Origin of the sequence: Chryseobacterium taichungense (genome assembly GCF_900109935.1) — a bacterium.
GTDB classification, from domain to species: Bacteria; Bacteroidota; Bacteroidia; order Flavobacteriales; family Weeksellaceae; genus Chryseobacterium; species Chryseobacterium taichungense.
On sequence record NZ_FOBV01000002.1, the window covers coordinates 477,401 to 502,440 of the forward strand.

Below are 25,040 nucleotides of genomic sequence, written 5' to 3' on the forward strand. Positions count from 1 at the left end.
GGTTACCATAACCTTAAAATAAATGTTCTTTATTGGATACAAGAAAAAGCATCTTCTATCTTTTGCAAGTTCAAGTACGTAAGTCCGTGCTAACACAGCTACTATAACTGAAGAACCTTACAATAATTAGAATAGAATTGAAGCCAGTGATGTACTTTAGTGTGCAGAATTATTTTTCTTTTTATAAAAATTGAGATAAAGTGCTTAGATATTAGCCATATCCAGGTTATTACAAAAGATATCAATCAAAAGACGTACGGAATTCCAAAGGCGAGAGGCCGGTCCTCACCCTGAACATCTTGCTGAATGACTGCGGATGCTCAAACCCTAGTTCATAAGCGATCTCGGCCACCGTCAGGTCAGTATTGGTTAGCCTCTCCTTTGCTTTTTCAATGACCTTGCCCCGAATGTACTGCTGTGCATTCTGTCCGATCAATGAGCGTAACAGGTCACTTAGATACCCGGGTGATATCTTTAGCTGATCCGAGAGGTATTGTACGGTCGGAAGCCCCCGATGAAGTGATGCCTGGGTATTGAGGTAGTCATCGAGAATAGTTTCCGTTCTCTGTAGAATATCGTTATTGACCGCCTTTCGGGTGATAAACTGCCTTTTATAAAACCTGTTGACGTAGCTCAGAAGCAACTCTAGCTGCGCAATCACGACCTCCTGGCTGAATTCATCCACGCGGCTGTTAAGCTCCTGTTCCATGATCCTGTAAACGGAAAGAATGACCTCTCTTTCACTATCGGAAAGATGGAGTGCCTCATTGGAGGTATAGGAAAAATAACTATACTGCTTTATTTTTCGGGCAATAGGATGACCCAGCAAAAAATCGGGGTGGATCAGTAAAATATAACAATAGGTCTCGCTGTTGTACTCTGTACTTCCTACTAACTGATTAGGCGCCATGAACAGCATGCTGCCCTCATCGTAATCATAATAGTTTCTTCCGTACTTCAGCCTTCCTCTGTTTCTTGTAATAAAGGTGATCTTATAAAAACTCAGGACATCATAGATCGGTGCCATTGACGTATTAAAAGGGTTGTCCTGATTGAAATGGACAAGGCTGATCAAAGGGTGCTGAGGTGCCGGCAGTCCGAACGCCTGATGGCTTTCCGATATTGATATAAAGCGTATCAGCTTATCTTCTTTAGATTTCATACTATAAATGTATAAAAAACCTATGACCGGCGATCATAGGTTTTATGTTAAAACTACCAAGGCAGGATATGGTCCTTACCACTGAAATCAGCAGGACCTGTAAAGCTTCCCGTCGGAAGGTCCTCGGCCAAAGCTACCCGGATCGGTTCCTTCGAACCTTCCTCTACAGAATCCGTTCCCTGAAAATTATTGAGCGCCGTAGCCGTAAATCCAGGGCTTACCAGATGCACCTTGATGCCGGTGTTCTCCAGGTCGATTGCCAGGGAAAGAAAGATCCCGTTGAGCGCAGTTTTTGAAGCTCCATATACGGCATCAAAATTTGAACGGTAAGGGTTTTCAGGGTTCGAATTAATAGTCAGTGATCCCAAAGCACTGGAAACAGTGACGATCCTTGCACTTGGGGCCTTGTGCAGTAGCGGCAAAAAAGCCTGCGTCAAAGCTAACGTTCCAAATACGTTGGTATCCCAAACTTTCTTCAGTTCGCTGATCGGTGCTATGCTCGCACGCTGTGCATTCATGATCTCTTCCAATGTCCGTCCAGGAGTACCCGCATGGGAGACTGCGGCATTGTTGACCAATAAGGTCAGGTATCCGTATTCTTTTTTGACGATCTCCACCGCGGAATGGATAGACCCTGAATCCGTAATATCCAGCTGGATCGCTTTTGACGATCCGCCCAATTGTTCTACGGCTTCTTTACCCTTTTGCAGGTCACGCGATCCGACATACACTTTATAACCATTTTCTACAAGGGCTTTAGCGATCTGAAATCCCACACCGGTGTTCGCGCCCGATACCAGTGCCACTTTATTTTCATTGTCTTGCATAATTCTTATTTTTTTAACATTAATGAAGCAAAGATGGATATTAAAACGAAAACTGGTGTAACCCAATCGAGACTACTTGAAGCCCAATCAAGGATATTTTATTTATTTTACAGAAAAGTTGAAACTTCTGTAAGACGAACACCTTTTATTTAGTGACAAATAACAATATCTTTGTTAGGAATTTTTTTGAATGATTCATCTATGTCAGAACAAGAGATCATGTATCCGGTTTGTTCGCCTGCCTCTGTCATTGGGATCTTCAGCAATGCTTTGAAGCTGAATGCAACGGTTAATATCATCTATCGTTATCATCTTGAGAAAATCTAGGCTATCAAATGTTTAAAGTCAGAAAAATAATAAGGAAAACTGATAATTTGTTTCTATTGCAATTCAATTATTCTCGATAGTAACTTTTTAGCGTGTTGTATTGCCCTGTTTCTAATATCCTCTTCTGAAAACCCAGCTGTTATGGAAGTTTCATAAAAATACATAGGATCTATATAATTCATTTGCGCAAAAAGGGCTGTTTGTTCAAGGTTTTTGCAGAACTCGTAAACCCTGAAATGTTGTGATCCCAAAATATTGTAGCTGCTTTCTGATGAGCCCACCGTAAAGCTTGGAATAAAGTTTTTACCTTTAAGTTTGTCTCCGCGTGATCCGTAGGCAAACTGATACTCAAATACCTCATCAAACCAGTGTTTTAAAATGCCAGGCATATTATACCAGTAAAAAGGATATTGAAATACGATGGTCTGGTGTCTTAAAAGCGCATCCTGTTCCGCTTTTACATCAATTTTATAATCCGGATACAGGTCATGGATATTTCTGATTTCGATATCCGTACCGCTTTGGAGTTCATCCGCAACTGTTTTGTTAGCAACCGAACTTTCAAACTTTGGATGTGCTAAGATAATTAATGCCATACTATAATATTTATAGTTACAAAGGTATTTTTAGTATATTGCATCTGCAATAACTATCGAAACAGATAGGTTAAATAAAACCATTATGAAGACAGAATGCTTAGCCAATATGGTGGAGGTCAATGAAAAAATATATCCCTGCACCGTTAGTCTTACAATGGATCTAATAGGTGGTAAATGGAAAGCAGTTATACTTTACCATCTAAAAGATCAAGTGAAAAGATACAGTGAGCTCCGAAGGAAAATGCCGTCGGTCACTGAAATGACCCTGAGTATTCAGTTAAAACAATTGGAGAAAGACGGCTTTGTCACGAGAAAGGTCTATGGCGAGAAACCACCGGTCAAAGTGGTATACAGTCTCACTGAATTTGGTAAAAGTTTTGTTCCTGTCCTGGAAGCGATAACAGAGTGGGGAAACAAAGTCGTTATTGACAAAGGCAAATTTATCACTAGCTGAATGCAAAAAGAAATCTTCTACATTCAGCTTGACTTAACCTATCTGTAATAGTATTAACGGGTCTTCTTCCGGAATGTAAGTAATTTAATAATAGCAAAACATCCCGGGATCATCGGCAGAATGGCTGTCCACATCCCGGGAAAGTAGTATTTTCCCGTCGTCTTATAGTAAAAATTAGGCATGTTTTCGATCACAGATCCTTTAATTGAACCCGTGATGGGATGGGGGTTATGTGGAAAAAGATCAGGCGCGATTAATGGAAAAATAAAGTGCGTAAATTCAGCGACACCAGGACCGATGAAAATAAACCAGGCTACAAATCCGGCGATCGGAATTCTGTAATATAAACCCAAGGAGGTCAGCGTATAAATGGTAGGTCCTACCAGCGCAAACACCATGAGGAAACTTTTTTCACTCCATGGAATTCCGAATAGGCGGCTCATTGCGGGAGCGAAGCCCATCTGATATTCTTCAATAATATGGATCTGCAATGCGGCTACCGTAAGAACAAAGAGTGGTAACATCAATGATGGACTGACAGGATTCCGTAGATAGGTCCTATGCCAGCAAAAAAATGCGATAAGTGCTGAGCCGCCAACGATAATGACCGGTGGAAGTCCTATGGAAAAATATCCTGCTATCGGGGTAACAATGGTAATGACGAGTACTAAAGCAACGCTGAGTTTTTTATTAAAGAACAATGGATGAATCATAGCGGTATGAATTTTTGGCCAAATTACATATCCGCTTAGAGCCTGCATTTATCAAATGATAAAATCGCTATTTCACCCTCCGGATCCTGCTCAAGGAAACTTGGGTAATTCCCAGATAGGAGGCAAGGTCGGCCAGACTGATCCGCTGTAGGAGATGCCCCTGATCTTTTAAAAATCTGTTATATGCAACAACTCCCGTTTCCTCCAGCGAATGGCCCACACGGCTCATCATTTCAATAACTGCCATAGAAAGGACCTTGCGGTAAAATGTTTCGATCTGGTGATACTCCTGACATAATGTTTGAAGATCATCATAGAGAATATAGCTTACCATAGAATCTTCCAGTGCTACAATATCGTAAATGGAAGGTTTTTGTTGAATAAAACTATCTAACACTGAAAACACATTGCCCTCCGAAAAGAAGCGCATCGTAAATTCCCGGCTGTCAGTAGTCAATGTTGTTTTTACAAGTCCAGTATTTAAAAAGTATATTTTATTGCAGATCTTCCCTTCCTCTACAAGAATATCCGCTTTTTTATATGCTTGTTCTCTAATTTTAGAATGTAATGCAATGCCGGCTTTTTCATCCAATCGGCAATGATGTTCTACGAATTGAAAAAAATCTGATGGTTTTGGATCGGTTGGGCTTATCATTTTGACAGATGTTTTATATTTAAAAATAACTAATTTAATGATACTGTTTAAAACGCTTTTAAAAGATCATGGTGATTTTAGGAAATGGAATTGCCAGACAATCTTACAGAAAAGATGCGACAATAATAAAGAATGGTAACGAACGAGCGATCATGTATCGGTACGGATTTTGGTCTGTGCAAATAAATCAGATCGATATCCTTGCTATTTGTGAGCTCAGGATATGATCACCACTTAACCAAGATATTATTATGAAAAAAGCATCATTGAAAACCATTGCAGAAAGAATGAAGAATCTCGATTTCTGTATGATGGTCACACAGGACGAACAACAAGTCTCTTATTCAAGGCCTATGAGCAATAACGGTAAAGTTGAGTATGACGGCGACTCCTGGTTCTTCACCTATGAAGATAGTCATAAAGTCGACCAGATTAAAGAAAATAAGCATGTCAATCTTATATACCAGACTGATGATATGTTATTTATCGAATGTACCGGTACCGGTGAAATTATAAAGAATAAGGATACACTAAAAGAAAAATGGGTTGAAGGCCTAGACCAATGGTTTCCGGAAGGCGTCGATACTCCAGGTATCTGTCTGATCAAAGTGCGAGCAAGCAGGGTTCGATTCTGGCACAAAGAGGAAGAAGGTGAATACATTGCATAATTAAATTATTGTTCATTACCTGAAATGGACTAGAGAATAAACGTATTGAATAACACAAATCCCGACCAATGTCGGGATTTGTTATGAAATAAAAATTTTAGTATGCTTGATCTAATCACCTTTTTTATGGTGATGAGGTTTCAAAGCAGTTTTGTTTTTTGGAGTCTCCTTATTATCTCTCTGGCGTTGGTCTAATTTGCCTGTTGACTCCGCTGTCTTTTTTGGACCTGGCTTAATTCCCATTGACAATAAATTTAAAGGTTAATAATCTAAATCATTCATATTTAATGCCAATCCTGTTAAATTTTACTTATTATGATTTTTAAAAGATATAAGCCAATTGATCATTCTTAATTCGCTCTGTTCTTTTCCTCAAATTTAACATTTCGATCCTGTGCTTTTACTTTTTTATTTCCAAAACTGTAGGTCAACGAAACGGTCAGGTTCCGTCCGTCATAGTAATTGTTGAATGAGTGGATTGAGCTCTCATAGTAAATCTCCCCGTGACTTTTAGCCTGGCGGAATATATCAGAAACATATACATTCATCTGAAGATCTTTGTTCATTATATTTAATTTGACGCCGGATGTGAAATTTCCGACAAAATATGAATAAACATTACCCATATTTGAAGGCAGTCGGAACCAGTAATTCATAAAAAACTGGATTGTTTTGTCTTTTTTTAAGGCAAAACTATTCTGGAGATTGAAAGTCGTGCTGTTTCCTTTTCTGGAAGCTGCATCGGTCGCAAAAACCTGCGTTTCCATATGAGAGAAATCACCTGAATAATTTAATTCCCAGAAACTGAATAAAGTGTCTGAAAAACTTACGGAAATGCCGGTACTGTTTTTATTAAAGAAATTATAGAAGTTGCTGGTCTTATTTTCTCCATCTAAAACTACGAGCTGGCTGAAAGCATCTAATTCTCTCTGAAAATACGCAGAGGCAGAAAATTTCCCTTTATACAGGTAAGAAAGTTCAAAATTATGATTGATCGAAGGATTTAAAGCCGGGTTTCCGGAATAGTAGGAGTTAATATTAGTATACCATCGAAATGGATTGATGGCACGGAAGCCCGGCCGGTTGATCCTTTTTGAGTAATTGATATTGAAAGTGTTGTCATCGTCAGCTTTGTATGATAGATAGAAGGTTGGAAACAGTTTACCATAAGAATTTTCTGTCTGCTGCCCGGTGGAGGCTGATACACCGTTGACGGTCGAATATTCATATCTTAAGCCTGCTTTGACAGTCCATCTTTCTGCCAGTTGCTTTTCCAGACTCATATATGCAGCATAATTCTTTTCTTTATAATTAAACAGATTGGTTCTCAGCGGATCTGTAATATAGGTTCCGTTGATCAGATTCTGGTATCTGATGTCAGAGTTGTTATCAAAGGTGGTGAATTTAATACCGGCCTCTGTCTTTGCAAATTCAAACGGAAACGTGAGATCGGCCTGACCGGAATATATTTTATAATTGAGTTCAGATGGTGTTTTTACTGTGAAGGCATTGCCGGAATTGTCTACCGTTGTGAAATCGATATTGCTTTCGGGCGTATTGGAAAAATAATTTCCTGTAATACTCAATTTGTTATCCCGCTTTCCGAATTTCAGGTCATAGTAGGCGCTTATGGTGTTGTTTTTATTTTTGGTGCGATGCTCTGCGTAAGTAGAGAGTGTGTTGGCATAGTTCCCTTTTTGAAAATAATCTGAAGTGTTCGTTATATCCATTCCGGAGTTTCCTATTCCGTAATCGTAGACCAACCCCAGACTTGATTTTTTATTGAGCTCGTAGTCTATGCTATAATTAAGTCCGCCGCCGTTCCAGAAATCTCTCCTGTCATCTGAGCTTGTCATTCCGTCAATACCTGCGATCTTGTAGTTCTCGTACGAATGTTTCTGGCTGTCATATTGCCTGAGCTTCAGTGATGACCTTAGTTTTTCACCTTGATAATTGACCGTTGCGGAATTGGAAAATCCGGCATAGGTGGTCTGAAAAAGACTGGTTGTCAGGTTGCCGCTCCAGCCCAAGTTCTGGTTTTTCTTCAGAACGATATTAATCAGTCCGCTATTCCCCTGAGCTTCATATTTGGACGGCGGTGCGGTAATGACCTCTATTTTTTCGATGTTTTCCGAACGCAGACCTTTAAGGTAATTGATAAGCTCAGTTCCTGTAAGGTTCAGCATCCTGTCATTGATCATCACTGCAATCCCGCTTTTCCCGACCATGGAGATGCCCGTATTTTCATCCACTCTGACCTGTGGTGTGTTGTTGAGCGCTTCTATGCCATCCATTCCCTGCGAAGCAATAGAACTGGCAATATTAAAGACCAACCGGTCCGCTTTTCTTTCAATCAATTTCTTTTTCGCCGTTACGACTACGCCTTCGATCTCTTTTTCGGGCTTATTTTCAAGAGCAAAATCGTGTTTTGTAGTGCCGTTGACCGTGATATCATCTTTTAAAACTTCGATACCGTCAAGAATACAAACTATTTGATAAATTCCATTTTCAGGAAGTTTCAGAGTGAAATTTCCTTTTTCGTCGGAGATGATAGTTTGCTTGATTTGATTTTTAGAGGCAATGATCTCTGCATATGAAACCTCATTCCCTGATCGTGTGATCTTTCCTGTGATACTTTGTGAGAAAGCGAGAAAAGGAGTTATTAAAATAACTGAAAGCAATGTCTTCTTCATGATTGTATTAATAGTTCATTATTATGACAATTCTGAGCAACTCCCTGTTACATGCAACTCCCTATTTTTTGTAATTGACAATGGTTTCTTCCTTTTCACTAAATGGGAAAGATAAATGAATTTTCAGACACATTAAAAATTTGGGGATCTTTGATTGAAAATCAAATAAGTGTAAACCTTAAATTGGAAAGTGGTCAATTTGATTTCATATTAAGGTTTTCCATTTTTGCTGACATTGATCTAAATTTGTATATTTCAGTTTATTAAGATCATTTATGCGAAATACATCTGTTGAAGAATTATCAAAACAGGTTACCATATTGAAAAGATATTGTATCTGCGTCACTATTTTATTATTTGCAATGATTTCGGTATGTTATTTCATAGGAAGCAGCAACAATAAAGAGCTAACTGTTGAAAGAATAAATATTGTCGAAGCGGATGGCACGCTACGTATGGTTATCAGTAACCGCGCCCGTCAGCATCCGGGGCGTATGGATAACAAAGACCTTCCGGAAAGAGATCGGCCTGCCGGACTTTTATTTTTTAATGATGAAGGCGATGAATGCGGAGGGCTGGGTTATAACGGCAATAAGAAAGAGGCAGCCATGTTTATGACTATGGACCAGTACAAGAACGACCAGATAATGACCATAAGTTACGATCAGGAAAACAGTTCCGGTAAACCCGCCAGAAGTTATGGATTTACTCTTAATGACCGTGACGAGCTGCCGCTTTCGGGTCAGATCAGCTATTTTGATTCCCTTAAAAAGTTGAAAGATACCAGTGCATATGCGCAGGGACTCAGGCGGTTTAAAGCAGAAGGACACCTTGCCCAAAGGATGTTCCTTGGGAAAAACAAGAGTGGTGAAGTTGGACTATTCCTCACCGACACAAAAGGCCGTCCAAGGTTACGCATCTTCATCGATAAAAAAAATGAACCGATATTTCAGGCTTTGGATGAAAATGGTAATGTGAAAGAGAAGTAATCAAAGTGTTCAAAGTACTATTCACCTTGCGATTGTCTGATCTGTCAGTAAATCTCTAAACGATAAGCATCAATCATTTAAGCCCTTATATTCAAGAATATTAGAGATGCATCTAGTAATTCTTTCCATTCTCGTTTTCGCTTGTTTAGCTCCTGAAAAATATAAGAGATAACCACGCTGTCTTCCCGGCGTCAATTTATCGAATGCTTGCTTTACGTAAGGGTTATCTGCTAATACCGTTCGGAATTCCTCTGGTATTTCATAGTCGGATGTGGTTTTCTTTGATACTTTCAAGCCAGCTTTTTCAATTTTAATTGCTTCTTCAACGTACAGTTCAATTAACTTCCTGTTTTTGATAATTGATTCAAGGTTTATAAATCGCATTTGTCTTGCAGACTGAACATTTGGCGTTTGTTGCACCAAAATGTTTTCGGGGTCACTCATTAATGCACCCTTCATGAACAGCAGTGCGCAATATTCTCTGAAACCGTGTATTAAAACAACATTATTTTTTTCATTTGTGTAGCAGGGGCAGCCCCATTTTAGCTCTTCGGTCAGGCCAAAGTGCAATACGATGTCCCTTAAAGATCTGTAGCATGCCTGCCATTCTCCCTGTTTACCAAAAAACCATTCAACTTTAGGATTTTTCATTTCTATTATTGTTTGTAGTCTTTTATAATTTCCTGTAACCTGTTATGTGCCCAATTGATACCTTGCGCAAAAGGCATTTGCATCAGTTGATCTCTGAAAGCGACAGATTTGAACAGCATATGTATGGTCAACATACTGGTATCCTCGGTTAACTTTTCAAAATGTAAGAAATCCAGTTGAACGGGGAATAATGTGTTTTCCATCTCGAATGTCCGCGTTATTTTCTCGTCAGGTAAAAATTCGTGAATAGTTCCATTGGCACGAAAGACTACGTTTCCATTGCGTGATGTTTCGAATATGTAGGATCCATGCTGCTTATTCTCCATCTTCAGCACCTTTGTTTCCATCCATTGTTCCAAAAGTTCCGGATCACTGTAAGCTCTGAACAGCAGCTCGACAGGCAGATCAAATTCCCTGGTAATGACAAGTTCCTGTTTGTTCTCTTCAGCTTTTACTACCGTTTTTTTCTCCATTGCTATTTATTTTAAAGTTTTTCATTACTGTTTCTAATTTGTTAAATCTGTCGTCCCACATTTGCCGGAAAGGCTCTATAAAGGCTGCTACCTCCTTCATTCCTGCCGCGTTGATCTGGTAATTGATTTCTCTGCCTGACTGTTTTTTCTCTAACAGTTCACATTCTGTAAGAATCTGTAGATGCTTTGAAACTGTTGGTCTTGCAGTGTTGAACTGAGCAGCAATAGCTCCGGCGGTCATCGATTGTGATGCTAGCATCAGCAGTATAGCTCTTCTCGTAGGATCCGCAATGGCTTGAAATACATCCCGTCTTAAATTCATTATGAAGTCATTTGGCTACAAATATAAATGTAGTTATTTGACTACACAAATAATTTTATTATTACATTACATGTATTTTAGATCATCAACGTCAAAATAAACGCTTAACCCTGGAGTGTATAGACTTATGTTACGGATACAAATCATATTCGTTCGATGCAATATGATAAGAAATAGCTATATTAGTTACACTAATCTTTATAATTGTATTTTACATGAAATCTATAATTGTAAAAAGGATTGTTGCCAATATCAGAACATCTGAAACGACAGCTGCCAAAATTTTTTATGGTGACATACTCGGGCTCGACATCTTGATGGACCATGGATGGATCACAACATACGGCAGTGATGAAAAGATGGATGTGCAGCTGAGCTTCGCAGTAGAAGGCGGCTCCGGGACTGAAGTTCCGGATCTTTCTATAGAGGTGAATGATGTTGATGCAGTATATCAGCATATGAAGAAACAAGGATTTTCTGTTGAGTATGGACCGGCAGATGAACCGTGGAATGTGCGACGGATTTATGTTCGTGACCCATTCGGGAAACTCATAAATGTCCTCCAGCACAAAACGGATAACAAGAAATAATGGTATAACATATATCTACAGCTTTATGTCAGCAATGAAAGAAATTTTAACGGAGAGACTTTTACTCCATGAACTTCATGACAACGATCACGAGTTTATTTTTAAACTGGTCAACTCTCCGAGATGGCTGGGATTTATCGGTGACAGAAATATAAGAACCTTAGAAGATGCAATTACCTATGTTAAAAAGATTATTGATAATCCACAAGTAAGGTATTGGACAGTCAGGCAAAGAACAGATGCCCAGCCCGTGGGAATTATCACACTTGTTAAACGGGACTATCTGGATTATTATGATATAGGATTTGCATTCCTTGCGGAATATACAGGTAAGGGTTATTCTTTCGAAGCGACCACCAGTATTTTGGATGCGCTTCCTGAGCAGGTAATGATGGATAAACTACTTGCGATTACCACCGAAGATAACAGCCGGTCAATCAGGCTCCTTGAAAAGCTCGGTTTCAGTTATGAAGGTATTTTGAATGAAGGCGGAAAAACGTATGTCAAATACGCGCTAAGTTCAGATCGGGCAGAAATCGGGAAACTCACCCGTTCTTTCTTCAGTCTCTTCGACAATACTTCTGGAGAACCGGATCTTAGGCGGATATTTAAAATGTGTACGTCTTCTGCAGGCATTATTAAACAAACGGGTAGGCACTCAGAGATTTATAGTCTGGAATCCTTTGTCGAACCCAGGAGAAAAATACTGACGGATGGGACATTGCAGCAGTTCACTGAATTTGAAATAGATCATGAAACCAAAATTACAGGGAATATAGCGCAACGCTATTCAAAATTCAGGAAAAAGGGATTAATGCACGGAAATGTCTTTGAAGGCAGCGGCCATAAGTTGTTTCATTTTGTGAAGAATGGTGACGGCTGGAAAATCGCACATGTGGTCTGGGAAGACGGAGATCATAATGCTTGATCAGAAATTGAGTTATTTACAAAATTTCTGTTTATTATTTAATATCTGGCGTAGGTAGGTGTTATTGCTAAATTAATAAAGTGTGACCAGAAATATCTTGACTTTCCGTTCATTTGATGATCCAGATTAAGTACAGGAATGTCGGAGCTTGCTTCCGATAACTTTTATTTCATTGTAAATAACAATATCTTTGTTATGCATCTTCATATAGGATATTCAATCATATGTCAGAACAGGAAACTAATTATCCGGTATATTCTCCCACATCAGTCATTGGGATTTTCAGTAATGCACTTAAGCTCAATGTTACCGTCAACCTGATTTATCTAAAGGAAGATATGCTTATGGAGCCGGTAAATCCTATGGCAATTAATCTATTTAAACCGCTTGGCATTGATAATTACGTCTGGAACTTTGAACCGACAAAAGCGAGCGCAGAAACATTTTGCCAGCTGTACCTTACACCAAGGGAAATGGTGAAGTTCGGGCAGCTTTATTTAAATAAAGGAAATTGGAATGGAAAGCAGATCATTTCTTCAGAATGGGTAGAGCAGTCCCTGAAAAAGCATTCAGTGGTGCAGGGTGTTAACTACGGTTATCTGTGGTGGAACAAATATCTTGATTCGGACGGTGCGCAGGGAAATGGCGGACAGAAGATCTACATTTTTCAGGACCTGGATATGGTGGTGGTAATTACCGGCGGAAACTATAATTCCCAGTCTCCGAGTGATGAGCTGATTGAAAAGTATATTCTGCCTTCTTTCAAGAAATAGTTAGTAGCTTTTTTGCTTTCCGATGGGATAATTAAAACGAGCTGTCGCTGATTTAACAGTTATCTTTTACATTATTGCAAGAATCAGGCTTCAAGATTTTGGCAAAATGGTAGTAAAAAATTCGGCAATGTTCTTTTTTAGATTTTCGAATAGGCTTGAATTTCCAAACTCTTTATTATCATAACCAATTGGAAATCCTTTCTCAACATATTCATTATTTTTATCAACCGTAAGATTTTGAAATCGATCGTTGACCAGTCCGGTTTGATCAGTATGAATATCTAAATACTTTACAGCAGCACTTTTGGAAAAATTCAGCTTTTTGATATCGATGGTCTTTATCTCCTTTTTAAGATCCGATCTGAAATACAGATTCATGGTCCTGGTATCGATAACCGTCTGCCATTCGCCGGGATGTATTGAATTTAATATATTCCAGGCATAGACTACAGGCTTTTCATCATACGTATAATTTTTCAGCATATAATAAGCGCGGTTATAGCGGTCTTCCCATTTTTTACTTTGTTCAAAATCAAACTTTTCATGTCCGCCAAGAAAATCAAACTTTTTAGCAGCTGTCAGATCCTTATGGTATTGGTTATTGCAAAGGAGGGGCATCGGCATGTCCTGATTGGTTAGAAACCGTATACTTACCGTTCAGCAAGGCAATCGTTGCTGAGTTTCCCCCGGCATCGGTTAGGAAAAAATGACTGCCGGCTGCATTAGGCCACCAGTCGATATTGGGGTCCGTCATTCAAGTGATTGATTACCTCCTTTACCGTTTTGTAACGCTACATCAAAATATCTGTGGATAGACAATTTCTTCATTGCTAAAAGCAAAGATATCATAATCAGCGATATCAGATCAATGGTTATTTCTAACCAAAACGGTTATTGCTTATTCTGCTATCTGTAATCGGATGATTTAATACCTGTGTTGATGAAATAAGTTGCCAGATCTGTATTTGCAAAGTTGGTAAAACCTGTTTGTCTTAAAAGTGTTACCAATTGCCCACGATGGTAAGTGGCATGGTTGATGAAATGGAGAAACGTTTCCCAAAATATCATCTGACTCTGTTTTCCGTTAGGATAGATAAACGTAACAGGATCCATATATAATTCTTCCGGATAGTTTTTAATAACCATTCGTAAGTCGACCGATAATTTTTCCCAAACTTTAATCAGATCCTCCTTAGTACCTTCAAACGTCTTAGACAAGTACACCGGATCAGAAGCTTTGTTCCAAAAGTCTATCCATATCTTTTTTGCACTTACCATATGAATAGCTGTTTCTCTGATACTGTTAAAGCTACTTGAAATTGGTCGTGTCCATTGCTCTTCGTCGATCTGATTCAACCATTCCATGATCTTTGCATCTGTCCAATTATTGTAATTAACTAATTCTGTAAAATACTTTTTTGTCATTTCTTAAATTTTTAATGGGTTGAAAGTACAAGTTGCTGCGCCATTAGCATTACTTATTTCTTTTTTCCGTAAACGATTATGGATGCTTTTTCGATGGTAGAAAAGAACATATTGAACCCTACATAGGCCGGTGTAGCATTTTTATTGAGATCCAATGTTTTGTTTAATGCATAAACGGTGATCAGGTATCGGTGGGCTGGACCTTCATTCGGTGCTGCTCCGGCATAGCCTGGCGTTCCCATATCCGTATTGCTCTGGATGGCCTGTGCAGGCATGAGTTTTGAAGAAATATTTCCGGCGTCAGACTTCAACTCGGTAACATTGGCAGGAATGTTAAAAACCACCCAGTGCCAGAAACCACTGCCCGTAGGCGCATCAAGATCGTACATGGTTACTGCAAAGCTTTTTGTTCCTTCAGGAGCATTTTCCCAATAGAGTTCCGGAGATTTATTCTCACCGGTATAACCCATTCCGTTCAGATAGTGCTTGTTGGTGAGCTGTCCTCCCAGTTCTTTGCTCTTAAGGGTAAATGTTTGGGCAAATGTGGCTGTGGTCATGATAACAGCTATCACGAATGTTAAGAATGATGTTCTCATTTTTGATCTGTTTTAATTTGTTAAATGTTTAATGACTAATATTTAACAAAGTTACAGACCTAAATTCTTGATCTTATTGAGCTAACAATTCAAAAAGTGTTGCTGAAAGCTCATTCTGAGAGTTGGTATTGTTTAGGGGTAACGCCATATACTTTTTTAAAAGCCTGTACAAAGCTGGATAGATTTTCATATCCGAGATCCTCATAGATCTCACTGGCTTTTAATCCTTGCTGTTTCAGTAGTCCGGCGGCCTTTTGCATACGGGATTTGAAAAACCATTGTTTGGGAGCGTCATTAAAGATCTTGTTGAATTTTCTCTTGAATGTGGAGATGCTCATGTTACAGAGAAAGGCCAATTCTTCCACGGTTACGCCACTATCCATGTGGATATTAACGATCTTTCTGATCAATGCATCTTCGTCCCATTCTTCACATATCGATCGGAAGTAGGGGAGCAGGGATTCATCCTGCTGTATAAGATACATCATAAGTTCTTCAAACTTCAGACGCATAACATGGTCGGTATTTAAATTTTGATTGCTCAGGACAATCTGGAGACCGGCAATAAAGTTGTCGATATAATCATCTTTCTTAATCGATCTCGGTTCTACTTCCAGTTGATGATAGCTCTTTACATTAGAATTTTTTGATGCCGGATAGCTATTAAAGAAATCCTTGAAAACCTCTTTTGTCACAAATAACAATACACTTTTATATTGCCCGTCCTGAGCCAGTTTCTCACTCATCAGGCAGTTGCCGTAAGGCAGAAAAAAGAATGAAGTATTATCAATGCCCTTTGTTCCGGATGCATAGCTGACCACCTTTTCACCTTCCAACAGAAAACTGAACAGGTGCCAGTCCAGAATGATGCGGGATTTGATGCTCGGTTTTTTAGATTCATATGAAAATGCAAACACCTTCCTTTCGGCATTAGTCTGAGAGCTTAAACCCTTAGGTAATATGAGTTCTGCCATAGTAAGAAAGTTATATTTCTAATTAAACGGATCGTTCTGAATTTTGTTAAGATGCGTTGTTGTCATCCAAAGACTTCTTGATGGCAATCACATCCTGATCACCGTAATGAACGGCTGCTGATTGAAAGTTCTGTAATGCCAGATTTCCCATATCCCTAAGAATATTCTCTTGTTTTGCTAAATTGAGGTCTTTGGCAAGATGCTTGAGTGCAAAAGCAGCATTATAATTTCCGCTGGTGAGCATATCGCCCTTGGCTTTTAAAAAGATATTGGAAAGGGCGCTGTTGTTAATCAGAGTCAAAAACTTATCAAGTTCGATACCTTTAGACTCTGTTGCCAATAACGCTTCTGCGAACCCTTGAGTGATGATGGCCAGTAAGCTGTTGATGATGAGTTTCAGCTCATTTCCGGATCCTGACAGTCCAACATATATTGACATTTTTCCCAGAATATCAAAAAGAGGGGTTAACTCGTCAAATACCTTCTCGTCTCCTCCGCCCAGAATGACCAGCTGTCCCTGTTCGGCCTGCATAACGCTTCCCGACACCGGGGCGTCAATAAGTGTTGCTCCCTTTTCATTTACAATTTCCGCAAGTGATCTGTTGATACCCGGCGATACCGTGCTCATATTGATGAATACTTTGCCTGAAAGCTCTCCTGTAAGCAATCCGTCCGCGCCTGAAAAAATCTCGTGTACAGCTTCATCATCAGAAACCATAATGAAAATGCAGTCACTTTTTGACACAACTTCTAAAGGAGTTTGTACTGCTGATGCGCCTAAATCTACGACCTCAGCTGATTTTTCAATTGTACGATTAAAAACCGTAACATGATGGTTTTGCTCCAGTAATCTTTTGACCATTGGTTTTCCCATCGTTCCTAGACCGATCCATCCTATATTCATTGCTATTTTATCTAAAAGTGGTATTCTATATTTTTTTAGGCTTATCAACTCAAATAAACCAACAGTAAAGATAGATGTTTTATCTGATGAAACAGAGTGCTGAACGGTCGAAAAGTGTTGCTGGAAGTTCAGTGCTACTTATATTTTGTTGAGTTTAAACAGATAGGAATTTGCGTTTAATTAAAATTTCATAAAAACCATCTTAAATCGAACCTAGTTTACATCGAGCAGGAACCTTTGAAAGTATAAACCCTCTACAGCCTTGCCGCAATTTTCTCAGTTAAATAAATTTATATTTTGCGAATTCTAAATCATAAGATCTCAAAAGGTCAATGTTAAGGATCACATATTCGCGCTGTTGTTTTGAAAAATTGCTTCTTGTTTCGATAAGGAATTTAAAAACTTCGAAAATCGTAGGATTGAGTTTTAGGTAAATATAACGTTCTCTGTAGAACTCTATAGGTATATGATAACCCATTTCAGTCATATATTGTCCAAAATTTGCCTCCAAAGAGAATCGTAAAATTCTGGAAGATAACTTTTTATCGAGCCATATAAATAAAAGAATAGGACATTGTCAAATTCTACGTGGAATTTTACGTGATCTCCACATCCTTCCATTATCCAAGAATTGTAAAAGTCGCTAACTGTTGATTCTCGAAAAAAAACGAGAATGGTTTAGTAAAATTATTGAAAACAGAATTATTAAAATCTGTATCAAATGAGAAAGTATCATATATTTTTTGATAGTTCTCGTAATCCTATTGATATGTCGGGAATATAGACTGCGTCTTATAGAAATAAAATTCGATTAAGATCGGGTTCATAATATTATATTTTTAGTAATTATTTTTATTATTATAAAGTTAAAAGCTCAAAAAGGAACGCCAGAGCAAATACGAATATTGTATATTTTCTCTCAAATATTGTAATCTTCAGATTGTACAGTTTACTGTTAACCGGATGCTTGTTCATTAAAAATTTTAGTGTAAAGAACCTGATTGCTTTAACTTCAACCTCATCATACAATCCCTGTGTAAAAAACTTAAAACCGCCATATCAACACTCACTTTCTTATCCAAAATCTTTGCATAATGCTGAGTAGTTTTGATATGGATAAAAATCCATTGGTCGCCATCAATTCCGACGTTTATGTTAGATTTTGACAGTTGCTTGACATCCACATAAGCCAGGCCAGTGTAGCAACTGAAAAGAAAAATATCCCGAACCTAGTTCAATCGGTCTGATGTAAATTCCTTTTCATAGATCATCTTAATTTCTTCTTTAGTAAGGTAAGGACGTTCCACAGCTTTGATCTTTGCTTTGTAACCTAGAAAAGGATCTTTGGTGATCCAACCGTGCGCCATACATAATCGGATGATCTTTTTGAAATTTTTAAGGTATTTCATAGCCGTATTGTTTCCAAATTTACGCACACTGCGTAGCCAGAAATCATAATAACTGACAAAACCGTGATCGATTTCTGTGATGTCAATATCAGAAACCTTGTACTTCCAAGTGATGAATTCCTGTGTCTGTTTTAAAGATGTTTTATAACGCTCCAATGTTCCTGGGGCATAATCCTGACCACTTTTTGCAAGATGTACAATCGTTAGACTGCCTATTGGTCGGGCTTTCCCTGATTTTTCGTGACCCATTTTTGTATTTTTTTGAATGGGACACGAAATAGGTCATATAAATCGTGACCTATTTTGGTTTTTTTTGATACTGCGTTAAAACAAAAAACGCTGTAAACATTGATGCTTACAGCGTTTTAGCTTATTTTGGTTTCTAACCTGGCGGAGAGTGAGGTTCTAATACGATGACTTTTATAAGTTAGTTATTACCTTTTATGCCCTGTTAATCAACGTTATGGTAGATTTCATTAGATGATGAGTATTCATATAAATGTATATCTAATCATAAATGTGGGAATACGGTGGGTAAAGACATCTTTTCTTTCAACATAAAAATAAGTATTAGACATTTGATTTTTTATTAGATTATACAATCTGGCTATAATATAATAGATTAATTAATCTGACAAAATGTTTTAAGTTAAATTTTGTTAAAAATTTGCACAATTCAATGATTTTTCATATATTTGCATCCGTATTTAAGATACAGAATATGTTCTTTCATTAAATCTTTAGAGTTAACATAAGTAATCACTTATGTTATGCCAACCTACCAGACCAAACTGGCAAGGTGGAACAATGATTTGGCTAACAAGCAAGGTTCTAACGAATCAACAAAGGTGCAGATTTTTACTCTGTAAACTTTTCATATAAAAGTTTAAAGAATTCTCCACCTCTATGTTAAAGAATATACAGGAAAACAATTTTTTAAATTATATTATATGTTAAAAGTGAAATTTTTTATTAAAAATCCTAAGGAGGTTTCAAATTCAATTTATGTACGAGTAAGAGCTGGGAGAAAGCTCGATTTGGTATCAACCACTAAAGAAGTAACAAATCTTTCGGATTGGAATTCGGAAGAAGGTTATCTATTGGAGAGCTTTAAGGAGCTTAAAAATGGCAAAATGGTTGACCGTAGGGGTGCTGAAATCAAAAAGAGGATTCTTGAAAACACAAAAGTTAATTATAGGTTATCAGAGCTAAGGAAAGAGATTGAGGATGTTTATAAAGCCTCAGAGACATTTAATGCCCAGACTTTGAAAGGGCTGATATTTCCAGTTGTTATAGAAACAGAGGATTTAAGCAAACAGAGTTTTGTAGACTACTTTGAGACCTTCATTAACTCGAAAGGTTCCAGTATAAGTGAGGACTATGTTACAAAGGTTAACAGCATTAAGGCTATTATTGAACGTTACAGCAAGTTTAAAAAACTCAAAGACTTACTATTGATGGACATTGACACTGATTTCAAAAATGATTTTGAAAAGTATTGTCTTAATGTAGAAAAGTACTCAGCAAACTATTTTGAGAGGAATTTTAAATTCATTAAAACAATCTTATACCATGCACAAGCCAACGGTTATCCTATTTATCACGGTTTGAGTAGAATTAAATGTGTGACAGAGAAAACAATGTTTGTTATACTGACTCCACAGGAACTTGAACTTATTGAGGAAAGTAAATTTTCTGATGAACATCTGGAAGCAGCAAAGGACTGGCTTTTAATTTCCTGCTATTCAGGACAAAGGATTTCTGATTTTATGAGATTCAATACCAGCATGATAACCAAAAAGTATATTCTGGACAAAGAAAAATATTTTATAGAGTTCGTTCAGGAAAAAACAAAAAAGCAAATGCTTTTACCTCTCCATGAGAAAATTATTAAAATCTTAGAGAAAAGGGACTGGGATTTCCCCCGAAAGATGTCAGAACCCCGATACAATGAGCACATCAAAAAGGTTTGTGAATACGTTGGTATTGATGAAGAGGTTGAAGGTTCTTTATCTATTGAGGAAGGCAAAGATTCTAAACAGAAAATACAGACCTTAAAATCAAAGAACAAAAGAAGAAAAGTAAAAGGAATGTACCCTAAGTACAAATTAATCAGTAGCCACACAGGAAGGAGAAGCTTTGCATCCAACAACTTCGGAACAATCCCAACACCCTTATTAATGAGAGCTACAGGGCATTCATCAGAAGCCATGCTACTAAAGTACATTGGGAAAATTGAGGAGCAACAATCATTAGCACTAGCAGAATATTTATAAACATTAAAAAACAAATTTATTATTATGAGTGACATTATCGTAACAAACAAAAACAACATTCAAGAAATCATTAGAGAAGAAGTAAAAAAGGGGCTTATCGAGTGGGCACACTGGTTTGAATCAAGAATAATTGATGAAGATAGAATTTACACAAGAGAGCAGACAATTAAGTACCTAGGGATTAGCCCCAGTACTTTGACCCGATGGACTAAAGAAGGAAAGATTAAAGCCTTTGGCATTGGGGATAGGGTGTATTATAAACACATTGATATTCAAGGAGCTTTAGTTGCTATCAATTAGAAAACTGCTTAATTCCACTTCATTGTCTGTGGGATTCCTTTTTTGTTTCCAGTATGAGAGAACCCATTTTTAATGATGATTCTCACCTAATCCCTACCATTGGAAACAACACTTTAACTCAAATTTAAACCAACAAAAAGACATAGTAAAATACTTTGTACAGCCAATGCTATGTCTTTTTTCTCTTAAAATTTTCTTAAACAATTATAAAAAAGAGTCAAAAACCTTGAATTTCAACATTCAAGGAGGTTAGGCTTTTGTTTTAAACAAAAGAAGTCAAAATGAACAAGATAAAAACAAAACGAGGTTTTGAGAAAAGACCTGCCAGAATAACTAAATACATATCTCTACCAAAATTCATTGTCAGTAAATTGGAGAACTCAATTCTGAATAACCCACCAACATTCAATTTTAACAATTCTTTAGCATTCTATTTCCTAAATCTAATTGCTATCAGAAGGTTTATAAACCCCAATTTTGATGAGTGTTTCGGGGGATTCGTTTCTCTGGATTCCAAATTGCTGGAACACTATTTCTATAATTACAGAAAGTACTTTGGATATTTCACAGACAATGGAATACTGGAAAAAAGAATTTACTCCACAAATAAGAACAGAGCCAATTCCTTCAGGTTTATTTACGATTCGGAAATTGATTGCAATGAGTTCGTAAAAATAGATGTAAGCAACCTACGAAATTTAAAAAACTTTGAACTCATTGAAAAGCACACGGGAAACGATGAGAAATGCACTCATTTAGTGAAATGGTTTTATGAAGGTCTGGAAATTGATTCCGAACAAGCCATTTTAGAAGCTCAAAAAGAGCCTGAGTTTCTAAAAAGACAATCTTACCTTCTGGGAATAGAAAAGCTTAAAAATAATGAATATTGGTTCACTAGAAACAAATATTCAGATAACAGATTGCACACCCCTTTGACAAATTTGTCAAAAAAATTAAGACCTTTCCTTAAATTTGATGGAGAAAAGCTGGTTAACCTAGATATTAGGTGTAGCCAGCCCTACTTTCTGGTAGTACTTGTGGAGAGGTTATATTCTACAATAGATACCCTAATGTTCGAGAATGTTAAAAACCACCTCTATTTATCAGGGTTTAAAAAGGAGTATAGTAAGATTAAAAACTGGATTCTTAATGAGGACTTTTACACTGAAATATCAAAAGTATTATTTGAGGGAAGAAAAATAGCACTGACAAGGAATGAGTGGGTTGGAAGAGGTAAAAACAGGGAAAAGAAAACAGTTACCTATGAAAATGAAAGGGAGCTAACAAAGAAACTTATCCTGAGATTATTCTACATAGATACCAACAGTCACCTGTACAAGCATGATTCAGACCTTAAAATATTTGATGAAAAATTTCCTTATTTCTCAGCCTTCCTGAAAGAGTTGAAAAAGAACAACTACAAGTATCTAAGCAAGTTAATGCAAAACGAGGAAGCTCATTGCATTTTAGATGTAGTAACCAAAAAACTAAGCCAGCTATACCCCAAAATGCCTTTATTTACAATACATGACAGCATTATGACAACTGAATACTGGGCTGAAAGAACCCATTTAAAAGAACTCATTCAATCCATGATGCTGGAAGCAAACGGGGTTAAACCTCAAATAAACAGTTAAAACATGATTATTAAGTTTTCTGTTGCTGGATTCCAGTATTAAGAAATTCCCATGAAAAGGTTTCTATCATTCTGAAAACAACACAAAAGTTATTTTATAAAAATTGAATTGAATAATTGATTATCTTTGTTGCTTACTTCAACGAAAAAAGTGTAAACGGTTACCTTTTGGTTTAGAGAATCTGCAAATTCATATTGACACAAAAAAGGAAACAGTTAACACCCTGTCATATCTGGCAAGGGTGTCCTGTTTTATGTGTCAGGCTTTGCAGAGCCCTCTAAACTAAAGCATGGATTTTCCCTTGCTTTTTTTGTTGTTTATGACTAAAAAATTATGAACAATAAAATTCAATTTATGAAACATTTATTTCTTGCAGTTACAACTGCATTCGTTATTACTTCATGTGGAGCAATTTCCAGAGGAACAACAGGAACTACTGAAAGTAAACTAATCAAAATCGTATCAGTTGAACAGGGTTGTCCTGTTGAAAACATTAAGATTATTGACAAAGTTAAAGGTTTAGGAAGTGGTTCTTATGCCTTAGAGGTTTGTGGTAAGAGAATGGTTTACAAACAGGCTGGAACTACCTTTATGGAATCTTCAAAAATGCAAACGATAATGCAAAGTTCAGGTAACTAAAATCAAAACAAAATGAAAAAGATTTTATTTACACTTTTCATTGGAATGTCTTTTATTAGTTGTTCCAGTAGTGATGATGACAGTACAGTTCAACAGAATACCACAGTTCAATACTTCCACGTTCCTCAGGAATATGTAGGCACATGGAGGATTACTGGAACTACAACAAGTTATTTTATTTTTAAAAATGATGACTTTATTCTGGTAACTCCATACACCAGTTACAAAACTGTTTTAGAACAAGCAGCAAGTACGGGACAAACTGCCAAAGTTGATGAGACAATAACAAATACTGATTATAACTTTATCATTACAGCAGGTGCTTCCAGTGGTTCTTATAAGTTCAAAAAGATTAGTGCTACTAAAATTCAATGGCTGAATGGGGTTAATAACATTACTTTAGACAAAGAATAATAATTTAAAATCACTGAATATGAAAAAGTTATTATTACCTATACTGCTGTTTACAGCCCTTGTTAAAGCACAAACACAGCAGGATTATTACAATCAGTCACCTTCTGGAATAGACCCAGTAATTGGAATGAAAGAAACCCAGAGTGAAAGTGTGAGGGCTGATGATGAGATTTTGAAAAATAATAAACCGAGTAAAATTGGACAAAAATTAGAAAAGTCTCAGGAAATGGTTGAAAATCTGGAAACACCAAAATTTGATGATGTTTACCAACCTACACAACCTTCTGAAAACAGAAACTACAACCAATCTGGTAACGTACAGTCCAGCAATCAAAATAGTGATGTTTACCCATTTAGTTCTCCAGATGACAATACACCTTCTTTTAAGGGTGAAAGAATTGATGTAGACCAGTATTACAACCAGCAAAAAGATGGGTCATACATCAGAAAAGATTTAGACACACCAAAGCAAGGTAACGATAATACAGTTTTGATTGTAGTTATTCTTATTGTTGGTGCTGGAATTATCGGAGCATTAGTTACCAACAGCCAGAAAAACACTAACAATAGCCATGACAGGGAATAGTTTTTATAACAAGCTTCAAAATTTGTTGTTTCCAGTAGATGAACACGAAAGTGACATTTTACCCGTTTCATCGTGCCATTATTACAATCCTTCACCTTTTCAAAAGGTAATGTTAGATTATTTAACTTGGAATGGGATTGATAAAAAAGGAAATGTGACCAATAAAAAGGCTTATCCAGCCCTTACTGAAATACAGGAAAACCGAACAGCACTTAGAGAGTGTGGTTTTGCAAACGGTATGTATATTGAAAAACTTATAGTTTCTGAGTTTCTGGAAATGAAATTAAATATTCCTGATTTGAATCCAGTAATGTTTGCTAATTTTTATGAAGAGCAGTACCATAATATTAAACTAGCCAAATTTGCCACTTTAGAAACTCAGAAATCGAATAAAATCACAAAGGAATACTACGATACCACAAGGGGTTTTTTAATTGAAATTCAAGGTTATTTTGAGGCTCTTGATTTAAGAACCCGAATTGAGTGTAATTTTACTGAAACTGAAAATTGGAATAACCGTTTCAGAGTAGAGGAATTCATAACTTCTTTTACAAAGTTAAGTTTAAATGTTAATACTTTTGGCAAGTTAAGTATTAATTATTTTATAAATCCTCATCTCAGAGAACTTGTAGGGGAATCTTTAGGAGATGCTGTTGAAAAACATTTTGCTGAGTTGGCTAATGGTGAAATGAAAGACTTTGTAAAAATGGTTCCTTTAAATCGTAGGTATGACAAATATTTTAAAGAAATTCAGACTATTCCAAACTATAAAGTCACTGTAACCGAGCAAAATTCTTTATAAATAGAAACAGGCATAGACCTTATATGAGGTTTTTAGAAAAGAGAAATTCCCTCAAAAAATGGAGGGAATTTTTATTTCTCTATATATGTAATGACATACATTCGTTATTTTGTATATTAAAAATCTGATTTTCAGTGACTTATTAAAAACAAAAGGAAGATTCAGATTTCAGCCACTTTTTTAACTGTTTAATTGATTAAAATATACTCAAATGATGTAACTGTTAAGTTCTATAAGAGAGAATAATTACCCCA

The 25,040-nt window shown here is 37.0% G+C and carries 31 protein-coding genes; 14 read left to right on the forward strand and 17 right to left on the reverse strand.

Annotated elements, in window-relative coordinates:
* Positions 1-241 precede the first annotated feature (241 nt).
* Positions 242-1,162 (reverse strand): helix-turn-helix domain-containing protein, encoded by a 921-nt coding sequence (locus tag BMW64_RS05725; RefSeq protein ID WP_089999054.1) that lies wholly within the window; start codon positions 1,160-1,162, stop codon positions 242-244.
* Positions 1,163-1,215: 53 nt separating this feature from the next.
* Positions 1,216-1,989: an SDR family NAD(P)-dependent oxidoreductase gene (locus BMW64_RS05730; RefSeq protein ID WP_089999055.1), complete on the reverse strand. Its 774-nt coding sequence runs from the start codon at positions 1,987-1,989 to the stop codon at positions 1,216-1,218.
* Positions 1,990-2,190: 201 nt separating this feature from the next.
* Between BMW64_RS05730 and BMW64_RS21030 the strand changes: the two genes are divergently transcribed.
* Entirely contained in the window at positions 2,191-2,316 is a 126-nt protein-coding gene (locus tag BMW64_RS21030) for a hypothetical protein (RefSeq protein WP_262484197.1), read from the forward strand.
* A gap of 53 nt (positions 2,317-2,369) precedes the next feature.
* Here BMW64_RS21030 and BMW64_RS05735 read toward each other — a convergent pair whose 3' ends face one another.
* Positions 2,370-2,912 carry an NAD(P)H-dependent oxidoreductase gene (locus BMW64_RS05735; protein WP_089999056.1) on the reverse strand — a complete coding sequence of 181 codons (543 nt, stop codon included), beginning with the start codon at positions 2,910-2,912 and terminating at the stop codon, positions 2,370-2,372.
* 85 nt (positions 2,913-2,997) lie between these two features.
* On the opposite strand from BMW64_RS05735, the gene BMW64_RS05740 reads away from it, so the two are divergent.
* Positions 2,998-3,369 carry a winged helix-turn-helix transcriptional regulator gene (locus tag BMW64_RS05740; RefSeq protein WP_089999057.1) on the forward strand — a complete coding sequence of 124 codons (372 nt, stop codon included), beginning with the start codon at positions 2,998-3,000 and terminating at the stop codon, positions 3,367-3,369.
* Positions 3,370-3,422: 53 nt separating this feature from the next.
* On the opposite strand, the gene BMW64_RS20840 is transcribed toward BMW64_RS05740, so the two are convergent.
* Positions 3,423-4,082, reverse strand: a complete 660-nt coding sequence (locus BMW64_RS20840; protein WP_228400852.1) for a hypothetical protein — start codon at positions 4,080-4,082, stop codon at positions 3,423-3,425.
* Between the two features lie 67 nt (positions 4,083-4,149).
* Positions 4,150-4,737 (reverse strand): Crp/Fnr family transcriptional regulator, encoded by a 588-nt coding sequence (locus tag BMW64_RS05750; RefSeq protein WP_089999058.1) that lies wholly within the window; start codon positions 4,735-4,737, stop codon positions 4,150-4,152.
* Positions 4,738-4,988: 251 nt separating this feature from the next.
* On the opposite strand from BMW64_RS05750, the gene BMW64_RS05755 reads away from it, so the two are divergent.
* The gene (locus tag BMW64_RS05755; RefSeq protein WP_089999059.1) at positions 4,989-5,405 is read left to right on the forward strand and encodes a pyridoxamine 5'-phosphate oxidase family protein; all 417 of its coding nucleotides are present in this window, start codon (positions 4,989-4,991) and stop codon (positions 5,403-5,405) included.
* A gap of 350 nt (positions 5,406-5,755) precedes the next feature.
* On the opposite strand, the gene BMW64_RS05760 is transcribed toward BMW64_RS05755, so the two are convergent.
* Positions 5,756-8,098, reverse strand: a complete 2,343-nt coding sequence (locus BMW64_RS05760) for a TonB-dependent receptor domain-containing protein (protein WP_089999060.1) — start codon at positions 8,096-8,098, stop codon at positions 5,756-5,758.
* A gap of 275 nt (positions 8,099-8,373) precedes the next feature.
* Here BMW64_RS05760 and BMW64_RS05765 point away from each other — a divergent pair, with 275 nt between their 5' ends.
* Positions 8,374-9,087, forward strand: coding sequence for a hypothetical protein (locus tag BMW64_RS05765; RefSeq protein ID WP_089999061.1), 714 nt, complete (start codon positions 8,374-8,376; stop codon positions 9,085-9,087).
* 69 nt (positions 9,088-9,156) lie between these two features.
* Here the strand turns inward: BMW64_RS05765 and BMW64_RS05770 are convergent, their stop codons facing one another.
* Genes BMW64_RS05770 through BMW64_RS05780 form a run of 3 tightly spaced genes read right to left on the reverse strand, consistent with a single transcriptional unit; the run spans position 9,157 to position 10,533 of the window.
* Positions 9,157-9,738 (reverse strand): YdeI/OmpD-associated family protein, encoded by a 582-nt coding sequence (locus BMW64_RS05770; RefSeq protein ID WP_089999062.1) that lies wholly within the window; start codon positions 9,736-9,738, stop codon positions 9,157-9,159.
* Positions 9,739-9,743: 5 nt separating this feature from the next.
* The gene (locus BMW64_RS05775; RefSeq protein WP_089999063.1) at positions 9,744-10,211 is read right to left on the reverse strand and encodes an SRPBCC family protein; all 468 of its coding nucleotides are present in this window, start codon (positions 10,209-10,211) and stop codon (positions 9,744-9,746) included.
* Positions 10,183-10,533, reverse strand: coding sequence for an ArsR/SmtB family transcription factor (locus tag BMW64_RS05780; RefSeq protein ID WP_089999064.1), 351 nt, complete (start codon positions 10,531-10,533; stop codon positions 10,183-10,185). The genes BMW64_RS05775 and BMW64_RS05780 overlap by 29 nt, the downstream gene beginning before the upstream one ends.
* A 215-nt stretch (positions 10,534-10,748) precedes the next feature.
* Here BMW64_RS05780 and BMW64_RS05785 point away from each other — a divergent pair, with 215 nt between their 5' ends.
* From BMW64_RS05785 to BMW64_RS05795, 3 genes are all read left to right on the forward strand, one after another.
* On the forward strand, positions 10,749-11,123 hold the full coding sequence (locus tag BMW64_RS05785; RefSeq protein ID WP_228400853.1) for a VOC family protein: 375 nt from the start codon (positions 10,749-10,751) through the stop codon (positions 11,121-11,123).
* 34 nt (positions 11,124-11,157) lie between these two features.
* The gene (locus BMW64_RS05790) at positions 11,158-12,051 is read left to right on the forward strand and encodes a GNAT family N-acetyltransferase (protein WP_177175240.1); all 894 of its coding nucleotides are present in this window, start codon (positions 11,158-11,160) and stop codon (positions 12,049-12,051) included.
* Between the two features lie 224 nt (positions 12,052-12,275).
* Positions 12,276-12,824, forward strand: a complete 549-nt coding sequence (locus BMW64_RS05795; protein WP_089999066.1) for a serine hydrolase domain-containing protein — start codon at positions 12,276-12,278, stop codon at positions 12,822-12,824.
* A gap of 90 nt (positions 12,825-12,914) precedes the next feature.
* Here the strand turns inward: BMW64_RS05795 and BMW64_RS05800 are convergent, their stop codons facing one another.
* From BMW64_RS05800 to BMW64_RS20845, 8 genes are all read right to left on the reverse strand, one after another.
* Positions 12,915-13,442, reverse strand: coding sequence for a hypothetical protein (locus tag BMW64_RS05800; RefSeq protein ID WP_089999067.1), 528 nt, complete (start codon positions 13,440-13,442; stop codon positions 12,915-12,917).
* Positions 13,423-13,578 carry a peptidylprolyl isomerase gene (locus BMW64_RS20405; RefSeq protein WP_143052644.1) on the reverse strand — a complete coding sequence of 52 codons (156 nt, stop codon included), beginning with the start codon at positions 13,576-13,578 and terminating at the stop codon, positions 13,423-13,425. The genes BMW64_RS05800 and BMW64_RS20405 overlap by 20 nt, the downstream gene beginning before the upstream one ends.
* 152 nt (positions 13,579-13,730) lie before the next feature.
* Complete coding sequence (locus BMW64_RS05805; protein WP_089999068.1) at positions 13,731-14,249, reverse strand: DinB family protein; 519 nt, start codon at positions 14,247-14,249, stop codon at positions 13,731-13,733.
* Positions 14,250-14,302: 53 nt separating this feature from the next.
* Complete coding sequence (locus BMW64_RS05810; protein ID WP_089999069.1) at positions 14,303-14,845, reverse strand: YbhB/YbcL family Raf kinase inhibitor-like protein; 543 nt, start codon at positions 14,843-14,845, stop codon at positions 14,303-14,305.
* A gap of 110 nt (positions 14,846-14,955) precedes the next feature.
* Positions 14,956-15,819 (reverse strand): helix-turn-helix domain-containing protein, encoded by an 864-nt coding sequence (locus BMW64_RS05815; protein WP_089999070.1) that lies wholly within the window; start codon positions 15,817-15,819, stop codon positions 14,956-14,958.
* A 46-nt stretch (positions 15,820-15,865) separates the two neighbouring features.
* Entirely contained in the window at positions 15,866-16,723 is an 858-nt protein-coding gene (locus tag BMW64_RS05820) for an NAD(P)-dependent oxidoreductase (RefSeq protein ID WP_089999071.1), read from the reverse strand.
* Between the two features lie 280 nt (positions 16,724-17,003).
* Positions 17,004-17,201, reverse strand: coding sequence for a hypothetical protein (locus BMW64_RS20595; RefSeq protein ID WP_177175241.1), 198 nt, complete (start codon positions 17,199-17,201; stop codon positions 17,004-17,006).
* A gap of 751 nt (positions 17,202-17,952) precedes the next feature.
* A complete protein-coding gene (locus BMW64_RS20845; RefSeq protein ID WP_089999074.1) occupies positions 17,953-18,381 on the reverse strand; it encodes a phage integrase SAM-like domain-containing protein in 429 nt (142 codons plus the stop codon).
* A 701-nt stretch (positions 18,382-19,082) separates the two neighbouring features.
* Here BMW64_RS20845 and BMW64_RS05840 point away from each other — a divergent pair.
* From BMW64_RS05840 to BMW64_RS05870, 7 genes are all read left to right on the forward strand, one after another.
* On the forward strand, positions 19,083-20,408 hold the full coding sequence (locus BMW64_RS05840; RefSeq protein ID WP_089999075.1) for a phage integrase SAM-like domain-containing protein: 1,326 nt from the start codon (positions 19,083-19,085) through the stop codon (positions 20,406-20,408).
* 24 nt (positions 20,409-20,432) lie between these two features.
* On the forward strand, positions 20,433-20,708 hold the full coding sequence (locus BMW64_RS05845; RefSeq protein WP_089999076.1) for a helix-turn-helix domain-containing protein: 276 nt from the start codon (positions 20,433-20,435) through the stop codon (positions 20,706-20,708).
* A 281-nt stretch (positions 20,709-20,989) separates the two neighbouring features.
* Entirely contained in the window at positions 20,990-22,345 is a 1,356-nt protein-coding gene (locus BMW64_RS05850) for a hypothetical protein (RefSeq protein ID WP_089999077.1), read from the forward strand.
* A gap of 354 nt (positions 22,346-22,699) precedes the next feature.
* A complete protein-coding gene (locus BMW64_RS05855; RefSeq protein WP_228400854.1) occupies positions 22,700-22,984 on the forward strand; it encodes a hypothetical protein in 285 nt (94 codons plus the stop codon).
* 12 nt (positions 22,985-22,996) lie between these two features.
* Positions 22,997-23,398 carry a hypothetical protein gene (locus BMW64_RS05860; protein WP_143052645.1) on the forward strand — a complete coding sequence of 134 codons (402 nt, stop codon included), beginning with the start codon at positions 22,997-22,999 and terminating at the stop codon, positions 23,396-23,398.
* 19 nt (positions 23,399-23,417) lie between these two features.
* Complete coding sequence (locus tag BMW64_RS05865) at positions 23,418-23,984, forward strand: hypothetical protein (protein ID WP_089999080.1); 567 nt, start codon at positions 23,418-23,420, stop codon at positions 23,982-23,984.
* Positions 23,971-24,786: a hypothetical protein gene (locus BMW64_RS05870; RefSeq protein ID WP_143052646.1), complete on the forward strand. Its 816-nt coding sequence runs from the start codon at positions 23,971-23,973 to the stop codon at positions 24,784-24,786. Before BMW64_RS05865 ends, BMW64_RS05870 begins: the two co-directional genes overlap by 14 nt.
* Positions 24,787-25,040: the final 254 nt, after the last annotated feature.

Bases quoted from the DNA above. Each gene is read 5' to 3' on its own strand.
- BMW64_RS05730 (WP_089999055.1), bottom strand. From the start codon at position 1,989: ATGCAAGACAATGAAAATAAAGTGGCACTGGTATCGGGCGCGAACACC.
- BMW64_RS05865 (WP_089999080.1), top strand. From the start codon at position 23,418: ATGAAAAAGTTATTATTACCTATACTGCTGTTTACAGCCCTTGTTAAA.
- BMW64_RS05790 (WP_177175240.1), top strand. From the start codon at position 11,158: ATGAAAGAAATTTTAACGGAGAGACTTTTACTCCATGAACTTCATGAC.
- BMW64_RS21030 (WP_262484197.1), top strand. From the start codon at position 2,191: ATGTCAGAACAAGAGATCATGTATCCGGTTTGTTCGCCTGCCTCTGTC.
- BMW64_RS05725 (WP_089999054.1), bottom strand. From the start codon at position 1,162: ATGAAATCTAAAGAAGATAAGCTGATACGCTTTATATCAATATCGGAA.
- BMW64_RS05805 (WP_089999068.1), bottom strand. From the start codon at position 14,249: ATGACAAAAAAGTATTTTACAGAATTAGTTAATTACAATAATTGGACA.
- BMW64_RS20845 (WP_089999074.1), bottom strand. From the start codon at position 18,381: ATGGGTCACGAAAAATCAGGGAAAGCCCGACCAATAGGCAGTCTAACG.
- BMW64_RS20840 (WP_228400852.1), bottom strand. From the start codon at position 4,082: ATGATTCATCCATTGTTCTTTAATAAAAAACTCAGCGTTGCTTTAGTA.
- BMW64_RS05820 (WP_089999071.1), bottom strand. From the start codon at position 16,723: ATGAATATAGGATGGATCGGTCTAGGAACGATGGGAAAACCAATGGTC.
- BMW64_RS05810 (WP_089999069.1), bottom strand. From the start codon at position 14,845: ATGAGAACATCATTCTTAACATTCGTGATAGCTGTTATCATGACCACA.
- BMW64_RS05760 (WP_089999060.1), bottom strand. From the start codon at position 8,098: ATGAAGAAGACATTGCTTTCAGTTATTTTAATAACTCCTTTTCTCGCT.
- BMW64_RS05800 (WP_089999067.1), bottom strand. From the start codon at position 13,442: ATGCCCCTCCTTTGCAATAACCAATACCATAAGGATCTGACAGCTGCT.
- BMW64_RS05845 (WP_089999076.1), top strand. From the start codon at position 20,433: ATGAGTGACATTATCGTAACAAACAAAAACAACATTCAAGAAATCATT.
- BMW64_RS05855 (WP_228400854.1), top strand. From the start codon at position 22,700: ATGAAACATTTATTTCTTGCAGTTACAACTGCATTCGTTATTACTTCA.
- BMW64_RS05770 (WP_089999062.1), bottom strand. From the start codon at position 9,738: ATGAAAAATCCTAAAGTTGAATGGTTTTTTGGTAAACAGGGAGAATGG.
- BMW64_RS05850 (WP_089999077.1), top strand. From the start codon at position 20,990: ATGAACAAGATAAAAACAAAACGAGGTTTTGAGAAAAGACCTGCCAGA.
- BMW64_RS05785 (WP_228400853.1), top strand. From the start codon at position 10,749: ATGAAATCTATAATTGTAAAAAGGATTGTTGCCAATATCAGAACATCT.
- BMW64_RS05870 (WP_143052646.1), top strand. From the start codon at position 23,971: ATGACAGGGAATAGTTTTTATAACAAGCTTCAAAATTTGTTGTTTCCA.
- BMW64_RS05840 (WP_089999075.1), top strand. From the start codon at position 19,083: ATGTTAAAAGTGAAATTTTTTATTAAAAATCCTAAGGAGGTTTCAAAT.
- BMW64_RS20595 (WP_177175241.1), bottom strand. From the start codon at position 17,201: ATGGGTTATCATATACCTATAGAGTTCTACAGAGAACGTTATATTTAC.
- BMW64_RS05740 (WP_089999057.1), top strand. From the start codon at position 2,998: ATGAAGACAGAATGCTTAGCCAATATGGTGGAGGTCAATGAAAAAATA.
- BMW64_RS05815 (WP_089999070.1), bottom strand. From the start codon at position 15,819: ATGGCAGAACTCATATTACCTAAGGGTTTAAGCTCTCAGACTAATGCC.
- BMW64_RS05775 (WP_089999063.1), bottom strand. From the start codon at position 10,211: ATGGAGAAAAAAACGGTAGTAAAAGCTGAAGAGAACAAACAGGAACTT.
- BMW64_RS20405 (WP_143052644.1), bottom strand. From the start codon at position 13,578: ATGACGGACCCCAATATCGACTGGTGGCCTAATGCAGCCGGCAGTCAT.
- BMW64_RS05795 (WP_089999066.1), top strand. From the start codon at position 12,276: ATGTCAGAACAGGAAACTAATTATCCGGTATATTCTCCCACATCAGTC.
- BMW64_RS05755 (WP_089999059.1), top strand. From the start codon at position 4,989: ATGAAAAAAGCATCATTGAAAACCATTGCAGAAAGAATGAAGAATCTC.
- BMW64_RS05860 (WP_143052645.1), top strand. From the start codon at position 22,997: ATGAAAAAGATTTTATTTACACTTTTCATTGGAATGTCTTTTATTAGT.
- BMW64_RS05750 (WP_089999058.1), bottom strand. From the start codon at position 4,737: ATGATAAGCCCAACCGATCCAAAACCATCAGATTTTTTTCAATTCGTA.
- BMW64_RS05780 (WP_089999064.1), bottom strand. From the start codon at position 10,533: ATGAATTTAAGACGGGATGTATTTCAAGCCATTGCGGATCCTACGAGA.
- BMW64_RS05765 (WP_089999061.1), top strand. From the start codon at position 8,374: ATGCGAAATACATCTGTTGAAGAATTATCAAAACAGGTTACCATATTG.
- BMW64_RS05735 (WP_089999056.1), bottom strand. From the start codon at position 2,912: ATGGCATTAATTATCTTAGCACATCCAAAGTTTGAAAGTTCGGTTGCT.